Below are 17,769 nucleotides of genomic sequence, written 5' to 3'. Positions count from 1 at the left end.
CATCGGCATGATGAGTTGCGCGATGAAATGTTGTTTATCGCGCCTGGTGGAAGGTGTTCGCCCAGTGTTATGGCCTGGCAATCCATGCACCGGTAAAGAGCCCCGACACTGGGCGAACGGGGGAATTTTAATGCAACGCAAACGTTCTGTCCGTTCACAAATTCTGAATAAATCTGGACACAATGTTTCCGCTAAATTGTTTGTAACGAAAAAAATCGAACCAGTCCGACCACCCTTGTTTCCCTGAGCAGGAGCGCATAGATACCGGGCGACGCTCTGGATCAGTACCCGGTCATTTCCAGATACCCGTTGCCGGCATGGCTGCCGCTCACCTGCACCGGCCCTTCCCAGTAGGGAATGCGCAAATCCATCCAGGCCCGGGGGTTCAACGCGCTGCTGGTGATGTCCAGGCCTTTGCCCGGAACCTTGATCGACCAGCGTATCGGTAAACGCCGTCCGGCCACCTCGGAAGACGCCAACGGTGTGAGGCTGATCTCGTCTCGCGACAGTTGCACCGCGCTGCCGTCCGGGTTGACCCAGGTGCCAGTCAGGTATGCCGCTCCTTCCTTTTGCCGCATCCGATACAGCATCAACTGCGCGCCGCCGTCCAGGTGCAGGGAAAACCAGTCCCAACCGGTCTGGTTCGCCGTCAGCGGCTGGCTGCTCCACTCACGATCGAGCCACGCCGGACCACTGACCTGATAGCGCGTGCCATCGATTTCCAGGCTACCGCTGGCCTGGAAGAACGGCTGGCTGTAGTAGTACGACGCCTGGCCCTGTTCGGATTTTTGACTGAAGCCTTGCTCACCTTGCAGCACCAACGGCCGATTTGAGGTGAGTCGCAGCCGATAGTTGAAGCCCTTGCCACTGGCCTGCATCTGCATCTCGGCCAAGGGGTTCGCGGTGTCGGTTTGAGCGCTCAGGCGCCAGTCATCGATCCACGCCGCAAACGGCACGTTCTGAACCCCGGCCTGGCCGACACCACCGCGGGCATAACGCTCGGCGGCGTGGTGAGCGGTCGCCGAGGTCACCGCCGCGTGACCGAGCCAGATGATCTGGCTGGCCCAGCCGGGCTGCTCGGGCCCGGCCTTCAGGGCATTGCGAAACAACGTCCACTGCACGCCAAATTCCCGGCCCTGCGAGTCCTTGAGGTTGGCGGTGATGTACCACCACTCGATGCGGTAACCGTCATGGGCACCGTGATCGGCAGGGAAGCTGAATACCCGGCCCGGCGTCACTTGCTGGAATGCAGCCGCTTCGCTGCCCAGTCCGGCGAAACTTTCGTTGTGCTTCGATGTGCCATCGCAGCCGACCAATAACAGCAGCAACACGCCGAACGCCCGATCAATCCTCATGGGCAAAGCTCCTCAGCAGGTCCGCCGGTTGCGTGCGATAGAGCTTGAACAATGGCCAGGCCGAGGCCAGTAACGTGGCCAACATCGCCAGCCCCATCAATTCCACGAGCTGCAGCGGGAACACCCGCAACGGCAGGCGCCAGCCAAACGCCTGAACGTTGATCACCGTATCCAGGCACCAGGCCAGCGCCAGCCCCAAAGGCAATGCCACCACCAATGTCAGCAGGGCCAACAACCAGGTCTGCCCGAGGTTAAGCAGCATCAATTGTCGGCGCGTCACGCCCAGCGCCCACAACGGAGCAAGTTGCCCGAGACGACTCTGACTCTGGGTCAGCAAGCTGATGAACAGCGCCACACCGGCCACGCCGAGGGTCAGGCTGTTGAGCGCCGCCGTCGCAGCGAAGGTCCGTTCGAACACTTGCGTCGACCAGCCCTTGAGTCGGGCCTGATCGACAATGCGGCTGTCGTCCAGGGCAAAACGCGATTGCAGCGCCGTCAGCAACGCCGGGATGTGCGCCGGATCGACGCGCAGGTTGAAGCGACTCGGCGTCAGTTGCGGCCAGTGACGTAGCAGGTGTTCGGCATTCACCAGCAAGTGACCCTTGGGATTGCCATAGTCAGCATAGATCCCGATCAACTGCGGTGACCACACACCTTGTGGCGTGGGAATGGTCAGACGGTCACCGAGCCGCAGCTTGAGTCGACGGGCCAATTGTTCGCTGAGCATCACGGTGTCGTGCGCTACCAACTGATCCCAGGGGTGCTCGCCCACTGCTTCGAGCAACGGCCAATGCTCGCGATAGGTCGGATGGTCGATCACTCCGTAAAGGTCTGCCGGCCAGCCCTGCAACGACACCGCAACCTGCCAGCTCGGCAACACCGCGCTGAGCTGTTGTTCCGGCAGCCACTGTTGCAGTTCGGTGGCTTGCGCCGGGTTCTGCGGGTTGACGTAAAGCTCGGCGGTCAGCCGTTGCTCCAGCCAATCACTGAACGTCTGGCGAAAACCGGCTGTCATGCTGCCGGCACCGATGTTGGCCGCCAGCGCCAACAGCAGCGCCATCAAGGCCAGGCTCAGGGCCGGCAGTTGCTGACGGCAATCGGCGAGAAACCATTGCCCCAGCACCGAACGGCTGCGCCGCACGAGCCGATTCAATACAGCGTCGAGCAACACCGGCAAACTCAATGCGGCACCGATCAACAACGCGGCCATCAACACAAAACCGCTGGCCAGGCTGTCACCCCACAGCAACGCGATCAGGCCGATCGCCGCAGCAACTGCCGCTACCCAGCCCTGACGCCGCAACCAACGCGCGTGAGCCTGATGCCAGGCTTGCGGGTTAGCCAACGCCAGCAGCGGCAGTCGCGCCGCTCGCAGCAAACTGTTCGCCCCGGCCAGCAATGCGCCGAGCAGGCTCAAACCGAGCCCGCTGAACCACCACAGCGGACTGAGGCTCAACTGCCCCGCCACTTCGGCGCCATACAAACCACGCAAACTGGCGGCAACGTCCGGCAACAGCAGGCTGGCCAACAGGTAACCACTGACCACCCCGGCCATCCCGCCGAGCAGTGCCAGCCCACCCAATTCAAGGCTCAGGCAGAAGATCAGCTTCCGCACACTGACCCCACAGGCGCGCAGGGTCCTGAACAGCCCACGGCGTTGCTCCAGCGCCAGACCGATGGCCGCATGGACGATGAACAAGCCGACCACGAACGACAGAAACCCCAGCGCATCAAGGTTCAGGTGAAAGCTCTCGGTAAGCCGCGCCAGATTGTTCTCCTCGCCGCTGCGCTTGAGTTGCAACTGACCGGCTAACTCGGCGGGTAACTGAGGCTCGGTGGCGGTGAAATCCCTGGGTAACAACAGGCGCGACACCTGTGCCGGCAAACCCAGCACCTGCTGGGCAACTCCGATGTCCACCAGCAGCACGCCGGGGGCCATGTCGACCTGGCTGCGCAACGGCGGCAAGGTCTGCCCGTTGAGGCTTTGCGGTTGAGCGCCCTCACGTAAACCGAGCGCCTGCAAGGTTGACCGGGCAATCCAGGTACGGCCCGGCGGGCCGACAAAATCGACCATCTGCGCCATGTCGAGGTGTTGTCCGGCCAGCGCCGAACCGCTGGGCAACGACAACGGCTCGATACCCATCAACTGCAAGCGCAGGTCTTCATACCCCTTGAGTTGAAGTCGCGCCTGCAACACCGGTGATACCGGCCAACCCGCCCGGCGCAAGTCGACGAACAACGCCTGGGAGAAAGTCGCGCCATTCGGCGCACTGAGGCTGGCCTGGGGTTCACCGCCAATCAGTTGACTGGCGCGAGCGTAACTTTCTCGCGCCTGACTGTTCAGCGCCTGCACCCCGGTCAACAGGCCGGTGGCCAGCCAGAGCCCGGTCAGCACGCTGAAAAACTGCACCGGGTGCTGACGCCAATGGCTGAGCAGCGCTCGCAAGGTTTCGCGCAAAACGTCCATATCAGCGCGGGCCTGCGTCGACCAGGCGTCCACCGTGCAGCAGCACTTTTTCTGCCAGCCGTGCGGCGATCCGTGGGCTGTGAGTGACCATCAACAAACTGCTGGGGCTGTCATCGAGCAGCTCCAGCAGCAAGTCGAGCACCTCGTCGCTGGTGTGTTCATCGAGACTGCCGGTCGGCTCATCGGCCAACAGCAGACGCGGACGCGACGCCAGCGCCCGACCGAGAGCAACCCGTTGCTGCTGACCACCGGACAACTGCTCCGGATAACGTTGGAGTAAATCCCCCAGCCCCAGCCGCGCCACCAGGTGCGCCTGCCAACGCAGGTCATGGCGCCCGGCCAAGCGTGCCTGGAATGCCAGATTGTCCTCGACCCGCAGGCTGCCAATCAGGTTGTACTGCTGGAACACCAGACCGATTTCAGTGCGCCGCCAATTTGCCAGTTGCCCTTCGTTCATCTGCTCGAGGCGCTGATCGCCCATGCAGATGCTGCCGCGATCGACCTTGTCGAGCCCGGCAATCAAGTGCAGCAAGGTGCTCTTGCCACTGCCCGACTCGCCCATCAGCGCCAGGCTGCTGCCTTGCGTCAACTGCAAGTCGACACCTTGCAACACCGCCAGCGGCCCTTGCGGAGTGGCGTAGCTCTTGAACACGCCGTGCACGTGAAGCATGGGAACGCTCGTTTGACAGGAAGTCAGCCCAAGGATAGCGGACAGGCATGCACGCCCTGCATGGTTTTTTTTGGTTAACGATTTTCGAGGTGTTTGGGACATCCAGGCTTACGCCTTCCTCGACAAGGACAACCTGCTGCCACGCGATGACAAAGGCCAGGGTGCAGAGTTAAGCTCCGCCGCTTTTTTTAAAAAGCCAGTGATAGCGGCGCTGAGCATTAGTCAGTGAGTAAACAAACCCTGCATTGCCCATGAACCGGGTGGCTACCTGGCGTTATTTTTTCGCGATATCAATGATGTACAAATCGACATTGGTCAAATTAACTAACGGTCAGGTGGGATCATGAAAATCATTCAATGCGGGCCACAGCAGCTGGACGAGGCTGCGTATCTTTTTAACCAGTACCGGATGTTTTACGAGCAGGCCGACGATCTTGCGACATCGTACAATTTCATTAAATACAATCTCGACAACGAAAAATCGAAGATTTATCTCGTGTTGGATGACAGCGGTAAAGCCGTGGCATTTGCCCAGCTTTATCCGACCCTGTGCTCGCTGGCCATGAAGCCTTTCTACTGGCTTTACGACTTGTACGTCGATCAGTCTGCGAGGAAGCAGGGGTATGCTCGTCACCTGATGAATTACTTGTCTGAAACGCTCAAGGCCGAAGGCGCCCAACGCTTGAGCCTCGACACTGCAATAAGCAATAAAGCGGCACAGGCACTCTATGAGTCTTTAGGGTATGAGCAGGAAAAGAGCTTCATTACCTATCATAAGTTTTTAAACGTGTAGGCACTGTTTGTTGCCGCCGTAGCGGCATCAGATATAACGCACCGCCGCTCGGCACCCTCGGTAGACACGGCGAAAGAACTACGGGGTGCCGGCAGTAACGTCCGATGGTGCCTGATCAGGGGTCACGATGGTGCTGAGATCAATATGACGCCATGCAGACTTCGCCCCCAGCCGCGCGTTGAAGCGATAGTTAAAGGTGAAATCGTCATCGGTCGGCTGGCTCAGCGGTTTGCCGTAGATCGGTTCGATCGCCGCCAGGTCATAGCCCATCAGCTGGAGCAGTGTCGGGAAGATGTTGTAGTGGCTGGAACGGTTCTTGTTGCCGGCCAGCGGCGCCGCTATCAACGCATAGCCTGGCATTGCCAGACGCCGACGCGGCTTGAGGCCAATTCCGAACAACAGCAGCAGTTCCTTCAGGTATCTCGTCATGAGTCCTCTCTCGCTCCTGATCAGTTTCGCGAGTTCATGACTGGCCAGTTTTTGACACTACCAGCACGCACTTAAAGCGCAAGAAATGCCATCTAACGTGTAAAAGCGTCAAAAAACAGATGACTCAAAAATGACACACCTACATCTTGTCAACCCTTGTAACTCAAGCTTTACGACCGTTTATCGCTTTCTTTACAGCATCTGCAATGCCTCAACCACAGGCAGAGCCGCTGTCTGACGGCACTTGATGGCGGATCGCCTAACTCCTGACCATTTTTCAACATGAGGAACACGTCAGTTTGCTGACACGGTTTGTCCACGTTGGGCTATACCCCGACATAGCAGAAAGCTTCTTTCAGCTGCTGAAACGGGAGCGGATAACGACTGATCGATCAGGGGAGGATCTCCTGGATGAGTGGCGTGCTAGTGAGAGTCGATTGGACGTCCAGGCCGAAGTGAGTCTAGGGCTGGAGATTATGTGATCGCGGATTACCGTCGTGGCAAGACGGATGTGGAGAGCCTGCGTAGCGCCTACTGCTGCAGATAAGCGCTTACAAGATTTTATGAGATTGGCTGTGCCACGGCTGGCGGCTCATATTCCGCATTGACCTCTAAGGGAGGTGAATTCGATGAAGATGTATTTGAGTAAAGTTGGCAAAGACGCCTGGGTCGCGCTCCTTGCAGTCTGTTCTGTTGGCTTGGCAGCCTGCTCCTCGCCGGCTGAGAAGGCCAGCAAGTATTACGAGAAGGGTCTGGCGCTGATGGTTCAGGGCGACTTGCTCAAGGCTCTGGCACTAGGAGTGGCGCCAATGTAGTGCGAATCATCGAAGCTGCGGTGCACCGCTGATGGATCATTCAACGCCGACAAGTTAATTAATAATTATATTTTCATTGCCTTTTTATTGTTTGATAGATAAGCGTTTTGGATTCTCAGTTTAATGAGGTCTAATGATGATATTCGAACCCAGCAGCAGCCGCTCCATACTCCAGCGACGAAGCAGTACCAGTAACGCTATTCAGGCCGGTCTCGATTTTGTTGCTGTGATCGGTGTCGCATGGTATTTGATCGATTATCATATCGGCGTTATAACGCAAGCTTATGTCATCATGCTCCTGTTGCTGCTTGGGGCGTTGGCCGTCGTGTACGACCATTATGCTATTTACCGAAGCAATGTTGGATTTACCGTCAAAGCATTTAAGCTTTTAAAGGCGTGGCTTGCCGCTTTTGGTTTTATCGTTGTCATGGCCTTTCTTACCAAACAAAGTGAACAGTACTCGCGCTTATTGGTTGCGCAGTTATTTATTGTTGGATATTTCGCTCAGTTGCTTTTGCACCTGGCGACACTCGAAGTACAGAAGAAACTCTTGACCCACCCGAATCAATTGGAAGCCGCTCTTATTATTGGCTCGGGGGAACTGGCTTGCTTCCTTCACCAGAAAATAAGCAATAATCCCTGGCTGGGTGAACGGGTGGTCGGTTGTGTGTTGATTGAGGTGGGCGATGATCGGGGGAAGGAGGGTTCAGAAAGCACGCAACGTTTGTCGATACTGGGTAATATCTCCGACCTTGATGAGTTAATCGTGCGACATTCCATTCGTACCGTATATTTCGTTACACCTCTGGATGGCTCGGAGGTCATTAAGGATGTTTACTTAAAGCTGCTTGATAAGCACATTGCTATTAATTGGGTGCCTGACATTTTTTCACTGCGCTTGATCAATCACAGCGTTCGTGAAATTGCCGGTATTCCCGTGCTGACTTTGTCTGAAACTCCACTGATGGGGATGCGTCTGTTTCTGAAGAATTTTGAGGACAAAGTCTTGGCTTTTCTCATCTTGCTTCTTGCGGCTCCATTGCTGGTGGCTATAGCGATTGCCATCAAGGTCGATAGCCCTGGACCGGTGTTCTTTCGACAGGAGCGCATGGGGTGGAGTGGAGTTTTTCGTATCTGGAAGTTCAGAAGCATGGTCGTCCATCAGCCGAAAGACGGCATCATCAAGCAGGCAGAAAAGAATGATCCGCGCATGACCAGGGTTGGAGCCTTTATTCGGCGAACTAGCCTGGATGAGCTACCACAGTTGTTCAACGTTTTGATGGGGGAAATGTCCCTGGTGGGGCCTCGCCCGCATGCTATTCAGCATGATGCGCAGTACTCGCATGGCATCGCAGACTACTTTGCGCGTCACAATATCAAGCCAGGCATCACAGGCCTGGCTCAGGTGCGTGGCTTTCGCGGTGAAACGAGAGATATAGAGCAGATGATTCAGCGTGTTGAGTCTGACATTGAGTACATCAACAACTGGTCGCTCTGGCTCGATTTCGTCATTCTTCTGCGAACTCTGCTTGCCTTCACCGGCAAGCGAGCCTATTAGCCAGCCTTGAGACAGACTTTTTCGACGTTAGCGTCGAGACGCATCATGACGGGCTGGCTCCAGAGAGAGATGGGAGCACAGCATCGGGGATCAATTGCCGGTTTTGAATGTGGGGCTCATGGCGCGGTGACGATTGAGAGGAGCTTCAGTGGGCCAAGAACTGAAGCCGTTGGCTATTTTTGCAGCGGTTCCCTTGCAAAACGTCTACCTCGCAACTTTAATAGTTCTAGAGGTGCGGATATTATTGAATATTTCCCCGCTGAATGAACCTTCCACATCAGCATTGGAAGTATTGCTTGAGTTTACCAATTGATATTTTTTCTGGCTTAACCAAAAGGCAAGTTAAAAAGAGTGCCGGAAATGAAAGCGTATTTAGCGGTACCGATCCGAAAACTCATATCTCCCTCAATACGATTTGAGCTAAGAAAAACTGCAGCCTGGCTGCGAGACATACTTGGGCGAGCCTGTTTCTGGCGCTGGGAGATTGTCAGATTCAAGCTGCGCAAAAACAGTCCTTACGACATCCTCTATGTGGGAAGGAGAGCACAGCGGGAGATGGCCAAGGTTCTCATGGGGGTAGAGTCTCCTGTGGCCGACAGCAAATCGGAATCGGATAAATCGAACCGTACGGTTCTGGTCAGTGAAATGCCAACCTTCGGCGCGTTGTATGTGCCTCACTTTCTGAGTGCTATCGTGCCGCTGGGTCGCTCCATTGACGATATCACGGCGGGATACGATAGTAAGTTACGTCGAAACATACGCAAGAACCAGTCGCGCTACCGAATGAAGCAGGCGCTGACGGACGACGAAATTGAAAGAGCCGACAGGGAAATGCTTCAACCCTATGCCATCGCAAGGCATGGCACTGCCGCCTCGCAAATTGCCACACATGAAGTTTTAAGGATAGCAAAGACTTTCGGCCGGCTCGATCTAATACTGTTGGAAGACGAAATTGTTGCATGCCAACTTGCGTGCGTAATTACTCGGGCCGGAAAGCGCTACTGGAGCATGATACGTGCCGGCTATCCTGAGGCGGTTTTTTCAGATGCCAAAAGGCTGAATGAAGTCAACTCGATCACTACATTTATGGAGCTTGAGTGGGCAATAAACAATGGCTTTGACTATTATGACATCGGTACTTGCCTGGCCCGTCCAGACGACGGACTTCTCGAATGGAAAAGAAGACGTGGCGGTGATGTTGATACACTGGGTAACCACGCCTATATGTTCGTCCGACTACCCAAGGTGGGTGCAGCCCAACTCCTTTGGAATACACCGTTATTTGCTGTCGAGGGAAAAAAACTGACACTTCATCTTGGCTTGCCGGATGGGCAAAACGATGAGGAAGTGGCGACTCGCTATATTAACATGGGGTTTGGCGGGCTATACAAAATTTATCTCTACTGCGCCAAGAGCCCAAGCGAACTTCTTCTCGACAGGTTACGTAGTCGCTATGCTCATTTGAAGTCCCCGCCCATTGTGGAGAGGATTATATCTACCTGAGCAGCTTTCTGATGTTAAAAAATGCAGTTTAGGCGCTTGCGCCATTTACTGTTTTTTGTAGAGGCGGATGAGAGTGAACATGATATGTCGGAATTACGCGTGTTAACGAGCAGCCACCGGACAACATGGAGCCTTGCTGCATACCGGCATATTGTAAGAGCGCGGGTTATGCGAAAGCCGGCGGAAACCCCGCAAAGTGCAGCGGTGAAAACCTGGACTATTGCGCCTGGCGAAACATCAATTTCTCCACCGGCTTTTTTCCTGCCCAATCAACTCGAACGTGTGACAGGATGGGAGGAAGAACGCTTTTTTCCTTACGAACACCCCCGTCGTACAATGGAAGGAATAGGCAGCGTTGATCATGGTCCAACACGGGGCCACCTGCTTAAAGATGTCTGGCTGATAGATGGAACACTCTACAAGGGCAACGCAAAATCCTGCTTATCTCCTAGATCTGGTTGGCTTCCAAAAATCTCCGTGGAAACCGAGATGGAGCGCGGGGCGATTTACTGTACAGCAGGTGGAAACAAATGGTTTGGCTCCTGGCTGATGGAAGACTGTGTCACTTACCCATTAGCATGCGACGAAGGAGTTCCGGTGACGACCGCGCCATCCACCAGGCTTCCTCTATTTCCCCAGGCTCCCGAATATGAGGACTGGCTTGGCATAACACCAGTTCGTTTGCGCAATGCGTTTTTTCGTGAGCTCGTGATATTCGATGATCTAAGTCAAAATCGAAATAGGCATTTACGCTTTCGCGCGATGGGTGAAAAATTACTGTCACACATAAGGTACAGCTCTCACCCCGGAGTTTTCATTCTGCGAGGCGGCAACGGTGAATTGCGAATGTTACACAATGAAATGGAACTCGCTGAACGTCTGCATAACCGCAGAGGTTTTCGCATTCTCGACCCTTCAAAAACTGATGTTCCGACCATCGTAGCGACCTGCGCTGGAGCAAAAACCGTGGTGGGGATCGAGGGGAGTCATCTCGTACATGGTGTCAATGTACTTCAGCCTGGTGGCTCATTGCTGGCTCTGCAGCCCCCGAATCGTTTCATCTGTTATTACAAGTATCTAACGGATCGCGATCACCAGAATTTTGGCTTTGTGGTGGGAACGCCAAAGGGCGATGGCTTTACAATCGACCCCGATGAGGTTGAGCGCACTCTAGACCTATTCCCTTCATGAAGACTTGATCTGAACCACGCTCCTCGTGCCAAGGTCGAGCCCCCATTCCGAGTGATCAAACGCCAATTTGGGTATCAGCAACGCACCTTGGGTCAAATTTCAATCGGCAGGGAGGGTCAGTTTTCCGTAAGCGCTCCAGCATCCGCCCGCTGCAGCCCCGTTTCACGTTGAGCGGAAAGGCCAAGGGCGGTGCGGGGCGGGTATTGCATTTGGTCTTTGAGACCGCCCTGTTGCGGGCGATGCTCAAGCCTGAAGCTATTTCATACGGATAGAGTCCGCTTGATTGATGACTGACGTGTTTGTCGTGACGTTATTTTGACGAAATTACACTGATTTTCTATTTATATTTATCGTGATGACGCACTATTGACGCGACAGCTATGTGCCTACTATGCTCAACTTAACTTGATAAAGATTCCTTCGTCCGACAAAAGAATACTCCTCTGCTCAGGGAGGCGATGTTATGCACCCGACACTTTTTATTAATTCCGTTTTGTTATTAATGCTCCTGAGTGGAGCGACTTTTTCTAGTGCTCAGGCGGCCAGTTTGGTCTATGAATCTAGTTGCATGAGCAACTCTGGCGAGGATTTAGGGCCTCAACTAGGCATGCTGATCGAAGAACGCGCGGGTAGCAACGCCATTGGCTTTCACACCGACTTCTCCGGTGATTCTCACGCGCAGGGCATTGCTCCCAAGGGCGTGCTTAACAATGGGGTCAACGCTCTCGGCGAGTGGGTCAGTTTCCTTGGGCCGTGCGCCAATGCTCCTTCATTTAACAGTTTAATTGCGGCGCTTGCCAATGGCCAGTTCAGGGTTGGTCGGCATGTCCAGGGTATAGGTCTGGCTGGGACAGCCAATGCTTATATCAATCAACGGAGTGCGGTACCACTTCCTGCGGCAGCATGGTTATTTTCTTCCGCGTTGTTTGGATTTATCGTGTTTGCCAATCGACGGAAGGTGTAGGCAGTGCTTTCGTACAACGTTACTTGCGCTTGCCGGCGTACTCGGCGTCGGCGAAGGTCATTCATCTGCTTCATGGGAAACTCGTGCAACGGGATCGGCGTATTTCACCAGAAACGGTAAGTCTTTTTCAGGGTTTCCTTAATGTAGGCGCATCTCTGCAGATCAGCGTGCGCAACAAGAACATTGGATTACCAACCACATAGCGACCGAATAACCGCTTTGGCTCAATTATCAGCCTGAATACCCACTCACAACCGAGACGACGCACCCATTGCGGAGCCCGAACAACCTTGCCACCGAGAAAATCCAGGATCGCCCCGCCGCACACTATCAGGCATGGCACGCCGCTGGCAGCTAGCCTGGCAGCAACGGCTTCTTGCCTGGGCATGCCCATGCCCAGCACAACCAATTCTGGCTGCAGTTGCAGGGCAAGGTTGATGTAGGCATCCACCTCAGCAAAACCATGGTGAGCAGAAACTACATTTACCGCAAATACCGCTTCGCTACGCTGCACCGCATTCGCTAGAAAGGGCTCTGTAGTGCCCCAAAAAGCCACGCGCCGGCCCTTGAACGCGGCCAGTAATTTGGGGATAAAATCCGTGCCATTCATATTGAGCCCCGGCACTAAGCCGAGTCGGCGAAACAGGATAGCCATGCCGGAGCCATCCCGTAGTAACACGTCAGCAGCGGACAGCGCGTTATAGTAATCGGTGTTGCCCGCCACCAAGTTCATGGCAAAGGCATTGACGAATCCAAGTACTGTCGCCGCCTCAGGCTTGGATAAAGCATCAATCAATCCTTGCTCATCAACGAGATCACTGACCACCCTGAGTTTCTGGATAATCGTTTGCCAGTTGTGCTGCCAAGCAAAATCGCGCATTAATTGTCATCTCGCTTCGAACGCACCCACTCAACTTGGCGCTTAAGCAAAAAGCCTAGGTACAGGGGTATTTTTTTCACCGCGTAGAACGGCGCATACAACAAGGCTGAAAAAGATATAATCTCGCGACCAAATTGGCTCCATGCCAGCAAGATAGTCACATTCAATATTGCCACCCCGGCAGACGCGATTAATGCTGGAGCCAAAGCTCCACACAGCATAAACACCAACCATGACAGACTAAAAACAGCCCCCAACACTAAAGTCAATAATGCCAACGGAGGGACCAATAAATCTAGCGTCATGGCCAGGAGGTTCCAGTTACGCCGGCTGATCGACTCTACAAACAACTTTGGCGCATCACCAAGGATTACCCCAAGATGACCATGCTCCCAGCGCGTACGCTGGGTACTTAAGCCTTCATCATTGCGCGGAAAATAACTGGTCACCAGGGCATCGGGGCAAAACAAAGGCGGCTTGCCCCTGCGGCAGAAATCGAAGCCCATCTTCAAATCTTCGACGATGTGGCCACTGGCTAAATCGATCAAAGCCAGATCCCGCCAGACGAAAGCCATTCCCGTACCCATTAACTGACAGGGCAAACCAAGCCAAGCCCAACCTTGCGGCCGCACCAGATTCTTCACACGCCAGGCAAACTCGGAAAACCGCACTTTTAGCCCGGAACCTGCTGGAGCGAGCATTAAATTAAGTGCCTGCGTTGGCCGCCCTGAGTCGATGCAACACATTGCCAAACGCTCAATAGAGCCCTCACCCACCTGGCAATCGGCATCGATAACGATCATGACGTCCGGCGCAACGCTCGCTAAATGACGCACCCCAAAGTCCAGCGCATAACCCTTGCCACGCTGCTGATCATTGCTGCGTTCCACCACCTCGGCTCCCGCCGTGCGGGCCAGCGCGGCCGTGTCATCAGAACAGTTGTCCGCCACTACCAATAAGCGATCGCCCTCTAGCAACTGCGGCCGAATGGTATTTAACGTCGCGACGATCATCGAGGATTCGTTGTGTGCCGGTACCAACACCGCCACCCGCAGCCGCGATCTTTGCGCCGACGAGAGCAACCGCACAGGCAGGCAGGCCAGCAGTACCTGCAAAAACAGCACCAACACCGGCAGGACTATGAGCACCAGCAGTGTGCTGAACAGCCAACTAAGTAAGGTGATCATGCTTGCGCCCTAAACAAATTAGCCAACTTGGCCGCTTCGGTATCGATATCGTGTCGCTCCAGCACTCTCTGATAAGCCGCCTCGCCCATCCGCTGCAACACCTCGACGGGTTGCGCGAGGCAGTCCGCCAGCACCGCCGCCAACTCATCCACAGCTCCAGCGGGAAACAACCAACCGTTCTCACCCTGACGCACTAACTCGGGAATGCCCCCCACATAGGTCGTCAGTACTGGCCGGCGCAAGGCCATGGCCTCCATAATTACCACCGGCAAGCCCTCGGCGAAGCTCGGCAACACCAAGGCCCGCGCCGCAAGAATTTCCGCCCGCACCTGCTCGCTGCTAATCCAGCCAGTGATTCGCACCTGCGCTTGCAAGCCATGCAGTGCAATCAGGGCTTCGATTTGCGCACGTATTTCCCCATCGCCGGCCAGTACTATCTCGAACACCACGGCTTGCGCTGCCAGGATACGGGCGGCCTCAAGCAACAACAGTTGGCCCTTCTGCTCACACAAGCGACCCACGCAGACCAACCGCGGTACGGACGGCACGGCAACTGAAGGTACATCGTGAAACGCCCGCTCCAGACCACAATGCACCACCTTTACCCTTGCCCAGTGCGCATGAGCTACCCAGCGAAACAGCTGGCTGCGCCCATAAGAGCTGATAGCCACGACAAAAGCCGCGCGCCGGACTTTCTCGCCCAAATGAATAAACTGCGGTTTGTCGAACTCTTCCGGGCCGTGCACCGTAAAACTGTACGCTGGCCCGCCGAGTGCATTGGCCAGCATCACCACCTCGGTTGAGTTAGTGCCGAAATGCGCATGCACATGCTCGGCGCCGAACGCCTGCAACCAAAACAGCAGGCGGCATGCCTCGGACAAATAGACCAAATGGTACGGCCAGGGCCGATCGGCATGCCGGCCCATACGTAGCGCCAGCCACAACGCCGAAAAAAAGCGTCTCGGCTGGGCGCGCAGTACCTGCAGCACAGGCACTACCAGCTCTTTGACTCCGCCCTGCAGCACATAGAAAGTTTTACTGCGCTCGGACACGTCGTCGGCATCCACCAACTCGGCATCCCAACCACGCAGAGCAATGCGCTGCACCACAAAGCCCTGGCGCTCTAACGCCAAAATCTCGCGACGAATGAAGCTATGGCTGACCTTGGGGTATTGATTGATCAAATAAGCAATACGCATAGGAACCAGCTTAGATGTTATTGCAGTGAATTATTACTACAGGTACTTTTACAGTAGTACAATTATCAAGAACGTCAACAAGCACCACGGCGTTTGTTCCGATCCTTGCATTTTCTCCGAGCAATACCCCACCTGGAACTTTCGCTCCGGCACCGTATATACACGTCGAAACCAATAGTTGAAACAGTGCCGCCCGCCAACTGACCAATCGTGACTACTGCAGTTTCATGCCGCCAGGCCCGACAGTCAAATATCGACCTAATGAGCGCTTGTGTTAGTTGCACAGTTACCTATTAACACACTGTCTATTCTTGTAAAAATATCATCTAGAAGCTCATAACGTCTGCGGTACATGGCACGTTTTTTTGAAGGAATACCATCAAGCGATTTTTTGGACAGCACCATGGGAATTTCAAAAAAGTCTTCGCGCTCTGACGGAATCGCTCCATGTTCCAACCATATGACATCATAATTAGCCGCTAGGTCTTGAGCTTTTTGAGTCCCAAAATACGGATGACGATGATGACGATATCCATCCCCTATCGCATAAATCTTTTCAACACCAACACTGCTTGCAATATACTTAATGGCTTCGATCAGAAGACTTCTTGGGCGAAGGCCTTCAAAATCTTTTGTCAGGGCTCTATAAATATCCAAAGACCTATCACTCTCTACGCCTTTGTGTATCCCTTGAACGGCACCGATAAAAATACATAACTCAACTTCCGTGCGACACAAGGTGAACGCTATTGATGCAATACGCAAATCACCCTGAAACAAATTCAGCACCAGCTCCCCTTCACGCATAAACCATACCGGACGATCTAGAACCAAGGAACAACCAACAGAGCACTCCGACAAGTCACTCAATATCAAGCTGTCATTTCGTCCCAGAAGTAATAGCTGCGGACAGCTTTTTGTGACGACTTCGTAATGCGAGGCCAAGACACTAAGTCTATCCTGAGATCTCCAGCATCTACTGATGTACGGCCAATGAACAACACCCACACAATCACCTCCCAACTTCTCAAAACTGGTCTTGCCCAGGGCATTCGACATACGCCACAAAAACAACTTTAGCTCGGACCAGTTTTTTCCAACTAAAATCAGTAATACAAGCTTATTTTTCAAGGCTCTAAAGGAATACCCTGCATGTAAAGAAAACACGCTTTTTAGTATCAGCCAATCATTCATAGACGTCTCACTTGTATTCGATCAACGCTGTCTTGCCGGCGCCAAATCTGTTCAACAGAAACTTGACTTGCCCGAGCATCTCAGGAAATTTGCTCAGCACCAGAAAGAAGGCCTGCAGCCAGTTTTCGCGCGCTGATCTATCGCCCCGGCGAGCCAAGCGCACCACCTGCAGTGGATAGACCAGCAGCAGAAGCAGCCCAAACCATCCCAGCATCAAACTCGCGATCATAGTCGCCAGCGGGACACCCAAGCCCCAGAGCCAGGCCCGGCGCGACTCACGCTGCCAATGTTGCTCCGGTGCGGCCCCATGCAAAAATGCGCCCTCGGCAAAGGCATAGCCACCACGCAGGGTACGCCGCCACCATTGGCCGAAGCGGGTCATGGCCGCATCGTGCAAGGTCATTTCGTCAGCCAGGCGCCAGACCTTCCATCCATTCGCACGCAGACGCACACACAACTCAGGCTCTTCCCCGGCAATAAGATCCGCTCGAAAACCAGACACTGCGGCAAAGGCGTCAGCCCGTATCAGCGCATCGCCACCACAAGCCTTGGCCTCACCTATCGGGGTGTCCCATTCAAGATCACACAATAAGTTGTAAATCGAACGCTGTGGAAAACGTTCACGGCGCCGTCCACAGACCACCGCAACCTCAGGCTGTGCATCAAGAAAGGCCTGCGCCCGGGGCAGCCAGCCACCGACAACCTCGCAATCACCATCGACAAACTGCACATAACGCATCGCCGGCAATAAACGTTGCACGCAGGCAAATCCTTCATTGCGCGCGCGCGCAGCCGTAAAGGGAATCGACATATCCAACTCAACCACCTCGACCCCAAGCCGCCGTGCCATCTGGACTGAACCATCCGTTGATCCAGAGTCGACATAAATAACCTTCTGCGCCGCACCGCCCAGCGAAGCCAGGCAACGCTCAAGCCGTAGGCCTTCATTGCGACCGATAACAACGACACCAATACCAGTAGCCATTGAGTTCACTCAGCGATGTAAAACTGCTCGATATCGTCCACCGGATGGTTCATAAGCATTCCCTTGCTTCTGCGCGCTGCCTTTTCTTGATAGTCGCAGGCACGCCCACTGCCACCGAGTCGTCCGGTACATCTGTCAGCACCACGGCATTGGCACCAATCACGACGTTGTTACCAATGCGGATATTGCCCAGCACCTTGGCCCCGGCACCGATATCAACATTGTTCCCCATCACCGGGGCAATCGGCTCATCCACATTCTTGAGCCCCACGACCACGCCATTGCGGATGCGGCAATCATCGCCGAACTGAGCATAACCACTGATCACGATTCCGCCGAAATGATCGATGACGAAGTTGCGCCCGATCACCACCTCACACGGCAGTTCGACACCCGTCACGATCTGCACCAATTTGAAAAGCACTTTGTATATAAAGGAGAACAACTTACGCAACAATGCTGGGCGCACACCGTAGCGCCAGCGCCCAAAGCGATAAACCAGCATCACCCAGAACCCCTGAGCAGCCCAATCACCAGCGTATGCACGTAAGTCCGCACGTATATTGTCGAACATAAGTT

16 protein-coding genes and 1 pseudogene are annotated in these 17,769 nt (G+C 54.6%); 7 read left to right on the top strand and 10 right to left on the bottom strand.

Annotated elements, in window-relative coordinates; genetic code table 11:
- Positions 1-281: 281 nt before the first annotated feature.
- The 3 genes from BK658_RS17310 to BK658_RS17300 are packed head-to-tail and all read right to left on the bottom strand — an operon-like array spanning position 282 to position 4,492.
- A complete protein-coding gene (locus tag BK658_RS17310) occupies positions 282-1,355 on the bottom strand; it encodes a lipocalin-like domain-containing protein (RefSeq protein ID WP_123583333.1) in 1,074 nt (357 codons plus the stop codon).
- Complete coding sequence (locus BK658_RS17305) at positions 1,345-3,822, bottom strand: ABC transporter permease (RefSeq protein ID WP_123583332.1); 2,478 nt, start codon at positions 3,820-3,822, stop codon at positions 1,345-1,347. Before BK658_RS17305 ends, BK658_RS17310 begins: the two co-directional genes overlap by 11 nt.
- A gap of 1 nt (position 3,823) precedes the next feature.
- Positions 3,824-4,492, bottom strand: coding sequence for an ABC transporter ATP-binding protein (locus BK658_RS17300; protein ID WP_123583331.1), 669 nt, complete (start codon positions 4,490-4,492; stop codon positions 3,824-3,826).
- Between the two features lie 343 nt (positions 4,493-4,835).
- Here BK658_RS17300 and BK658_RS17295 point away from each other — a divergent pair, with 343 nt between their 5' ends.
- The gene (locus tag BK658_RS17295) at positions 4,836-5,285 is read left to right on the top strand and encodes a GNAT family N-acetyltransferase (protein ID WP_123583330.1); all 450 of its coding nucleotides are present in this window, start codon (positions 4,836-4,838) and stop codon (positions 5,283-5,285) included.
- A gap of 78 nt (positions 5,286-5,363) precedes the next feature.
- Here BK658_RS17295 and BK658_RS17290 read toward each other — a convergent pair.
- Positions 5,364-5,621, bottom strand: a pseudogene (locus tag BK658_RS17290) (sulfatase-like hydrolase/transferase); the annotation flags it as partial.
- Between the two features lie 722 nt (positions 5,622-6,343).
- On the opposite strand from BK658_RS17290, the gene BK658_RS17280 reads away from it, so the two are divergent.
- The 6 genes from BK658_RS17280 to BK658_RS17260 all read left to right on the top strand — a co-directional run bounded on the left by BK658_RS17280 (position 6,344) and on the right by BK658_RS17260 (position 11,745).
- Positions 6,344-6,529 (top strand): hypothetical protein, encoded by a 186-nt coding sequence (locus BK658_RS17280; protein ID WP_123583328.1) that lies wholly within the window; start codon positions 6,344-6,346, stop codon positions 6,527-6,529.
- Positions 6,530-6,665: 136 nt separating this feature from the next.
- On the top strand, positions 6,666-8,087 hold the full coding sequence (locus BK658_RS17275; RefSeq protein ID WP_123583378.1) for an undecaprenyl-phosphate glucose phosphotransferase: 1,422 nt from the start codon (positions 6,666-6,668) through the stop codon (positions 8,085-8,087).
- Between the two features lie 148 nt (positions 8,088-8,235).
- The gene (locus BK658_RS29990; protein WP_185019846.1) at positions 8,236-8,400 is read left to right on the top strand and encodes a hypothetical protein; all 165 of its coding nucleotides are present in this window, start codon (positions 8,236-8,238) and stop codon (positions 8,398-8,400) included.
- A 47-nt stretch (positions 8,401-8,447) separates the two neighbouring features.
- The gene (locus tag BK658_RS17270) at positions 8,448-9,590 is read left to right on the top strand and encodes a hypothetical protein (protein ID WP_123583327.1); all 1,143 of its coding nucleotides are present in this window, start codon (positions 8,448-8,450) and stop codon (positions 9,588-9,590) included.
- A gap of 84 nt (positions 9,591-9,674) precedes the next feature.
- Positions 9,675-10,781, top strand: a complete 1,107-nt coding sequence (locus BK658_RS17265; RefSeq protein ID WP_123583377.1) for a glycosyltransferase 61 family protein — start codon at positions 9,675-9,677, stop codon at positions 10,779-10,781.
- A 463-nt stretch (positions 10,782-11,244) separates the two neighbouring features.
- A complete protein-coding gene (locus BK658_RS17260; protein ID WP_123583326.1) occupies positions 11,245-11,745 on the top strand; it encodes a hypothetical protein in 501 nt (166 codons plus the stop codon).
- 127 nt (positions 11,746-11,872) lie between these two features.
- Here the strand turns inward: BK658_RS17260 and BK658_RS17255 are convergent, their stop codons facing one another.
- The 6 genes from BK658_RS17255 to BK658_RS17225 all read right to left on the bottom strand — a co-directional run bounded on the left by BK658_RS17255 (position 11,873) and on the right by BK658_RS17225 (position 17,764).
- Positions 11,873-12,625: a WecB/TagA/CpsF family glycosyltransferase gene (locus BK658_RS17255; protein WP_123583325.1), complete on the bottom strand. Its 753-nt coding sequence runs from the start codon at positions 12,623-12,625 to the stop codon at positions 11,873-11,875.
- Entirely contained in the window at positions 12,625-13,812 is a 1,188-nt protein-coding gene (locus tag BK658_RS17250; RefSeq protein ID WP_123583324.1) for a glycosyltransferase family 2 protein, read from the bottom strand. Before BK658_RS17250 ends, BK658_RS17255 begins: the two co-directional genes overlap by 1 nt.
- On the bottom strand, positions 13,809-15,011 hold the full coding sequence (locus BK658_RS17245) for a glycosyltransferase family 4 protein (protein ID WP_123583323.1): 1,203 nt from the start codon (positions 15,009-15,011) through the stop codon (positions 13,809-13,811). The genes BK658_RS17250 and BK658_RS17245 overlap by 4 nt, the downstream gene beginning before the upstream one ends.
- 258 nt (positions 15,012-15,269) lie before the next feature.
- Positions 15,270-16,205 (bottom strand): DUF535 family protein, encoded by a 936-nt coding sequence (locus tag BK658_RS17235; protein WP_123583321.1) that lies wholly within the window; start codon positions 16,203-16,205, stop codon positions 15,270-15,272.
- 7 nt (positions 16,206-16,212) lie between these two features.
- Positions 16,213-17,190: a glycosyltransferase family 2 protein gene (locus BK658_RS17230; RefSeq protein ID WP_123583320.1), complete on the bottom strand. Its 978-nt coding sequence runs from the start codon at positions 17,188-17,190 to the stop codon at positions 16,213-16,215.
- 49 nt (positions 17,191-17,239) lie between these two features.
- Positions 17,240-17,764, bottom strand: coding sequence for a serine O-acetyltransferase (locus BK658_RS17225; RefSeq protein ID WP_123583319.1), 525 nt, complete (start codon positions 17,762-17,764; stop codon positions 17,240-17,242).
- Positions 17,765-17,769: the final 5 nt, after the last annotated feature.

The organism is Pseudomonas brassicacearum, assembly GCF_003732175.1.
Lineage (GTDB): Bacteria > Pseudomonadota > Gammaproteobacteria > Pseudomonadales > Pseudomonadaceae > Aquipseudomonas > Aquipseudomonas brassicacearum_G.
Note: the sequence above shows the minus strand (reverse complement) of the source record. Positions and strands in the feature narration are given on the sequence as shown.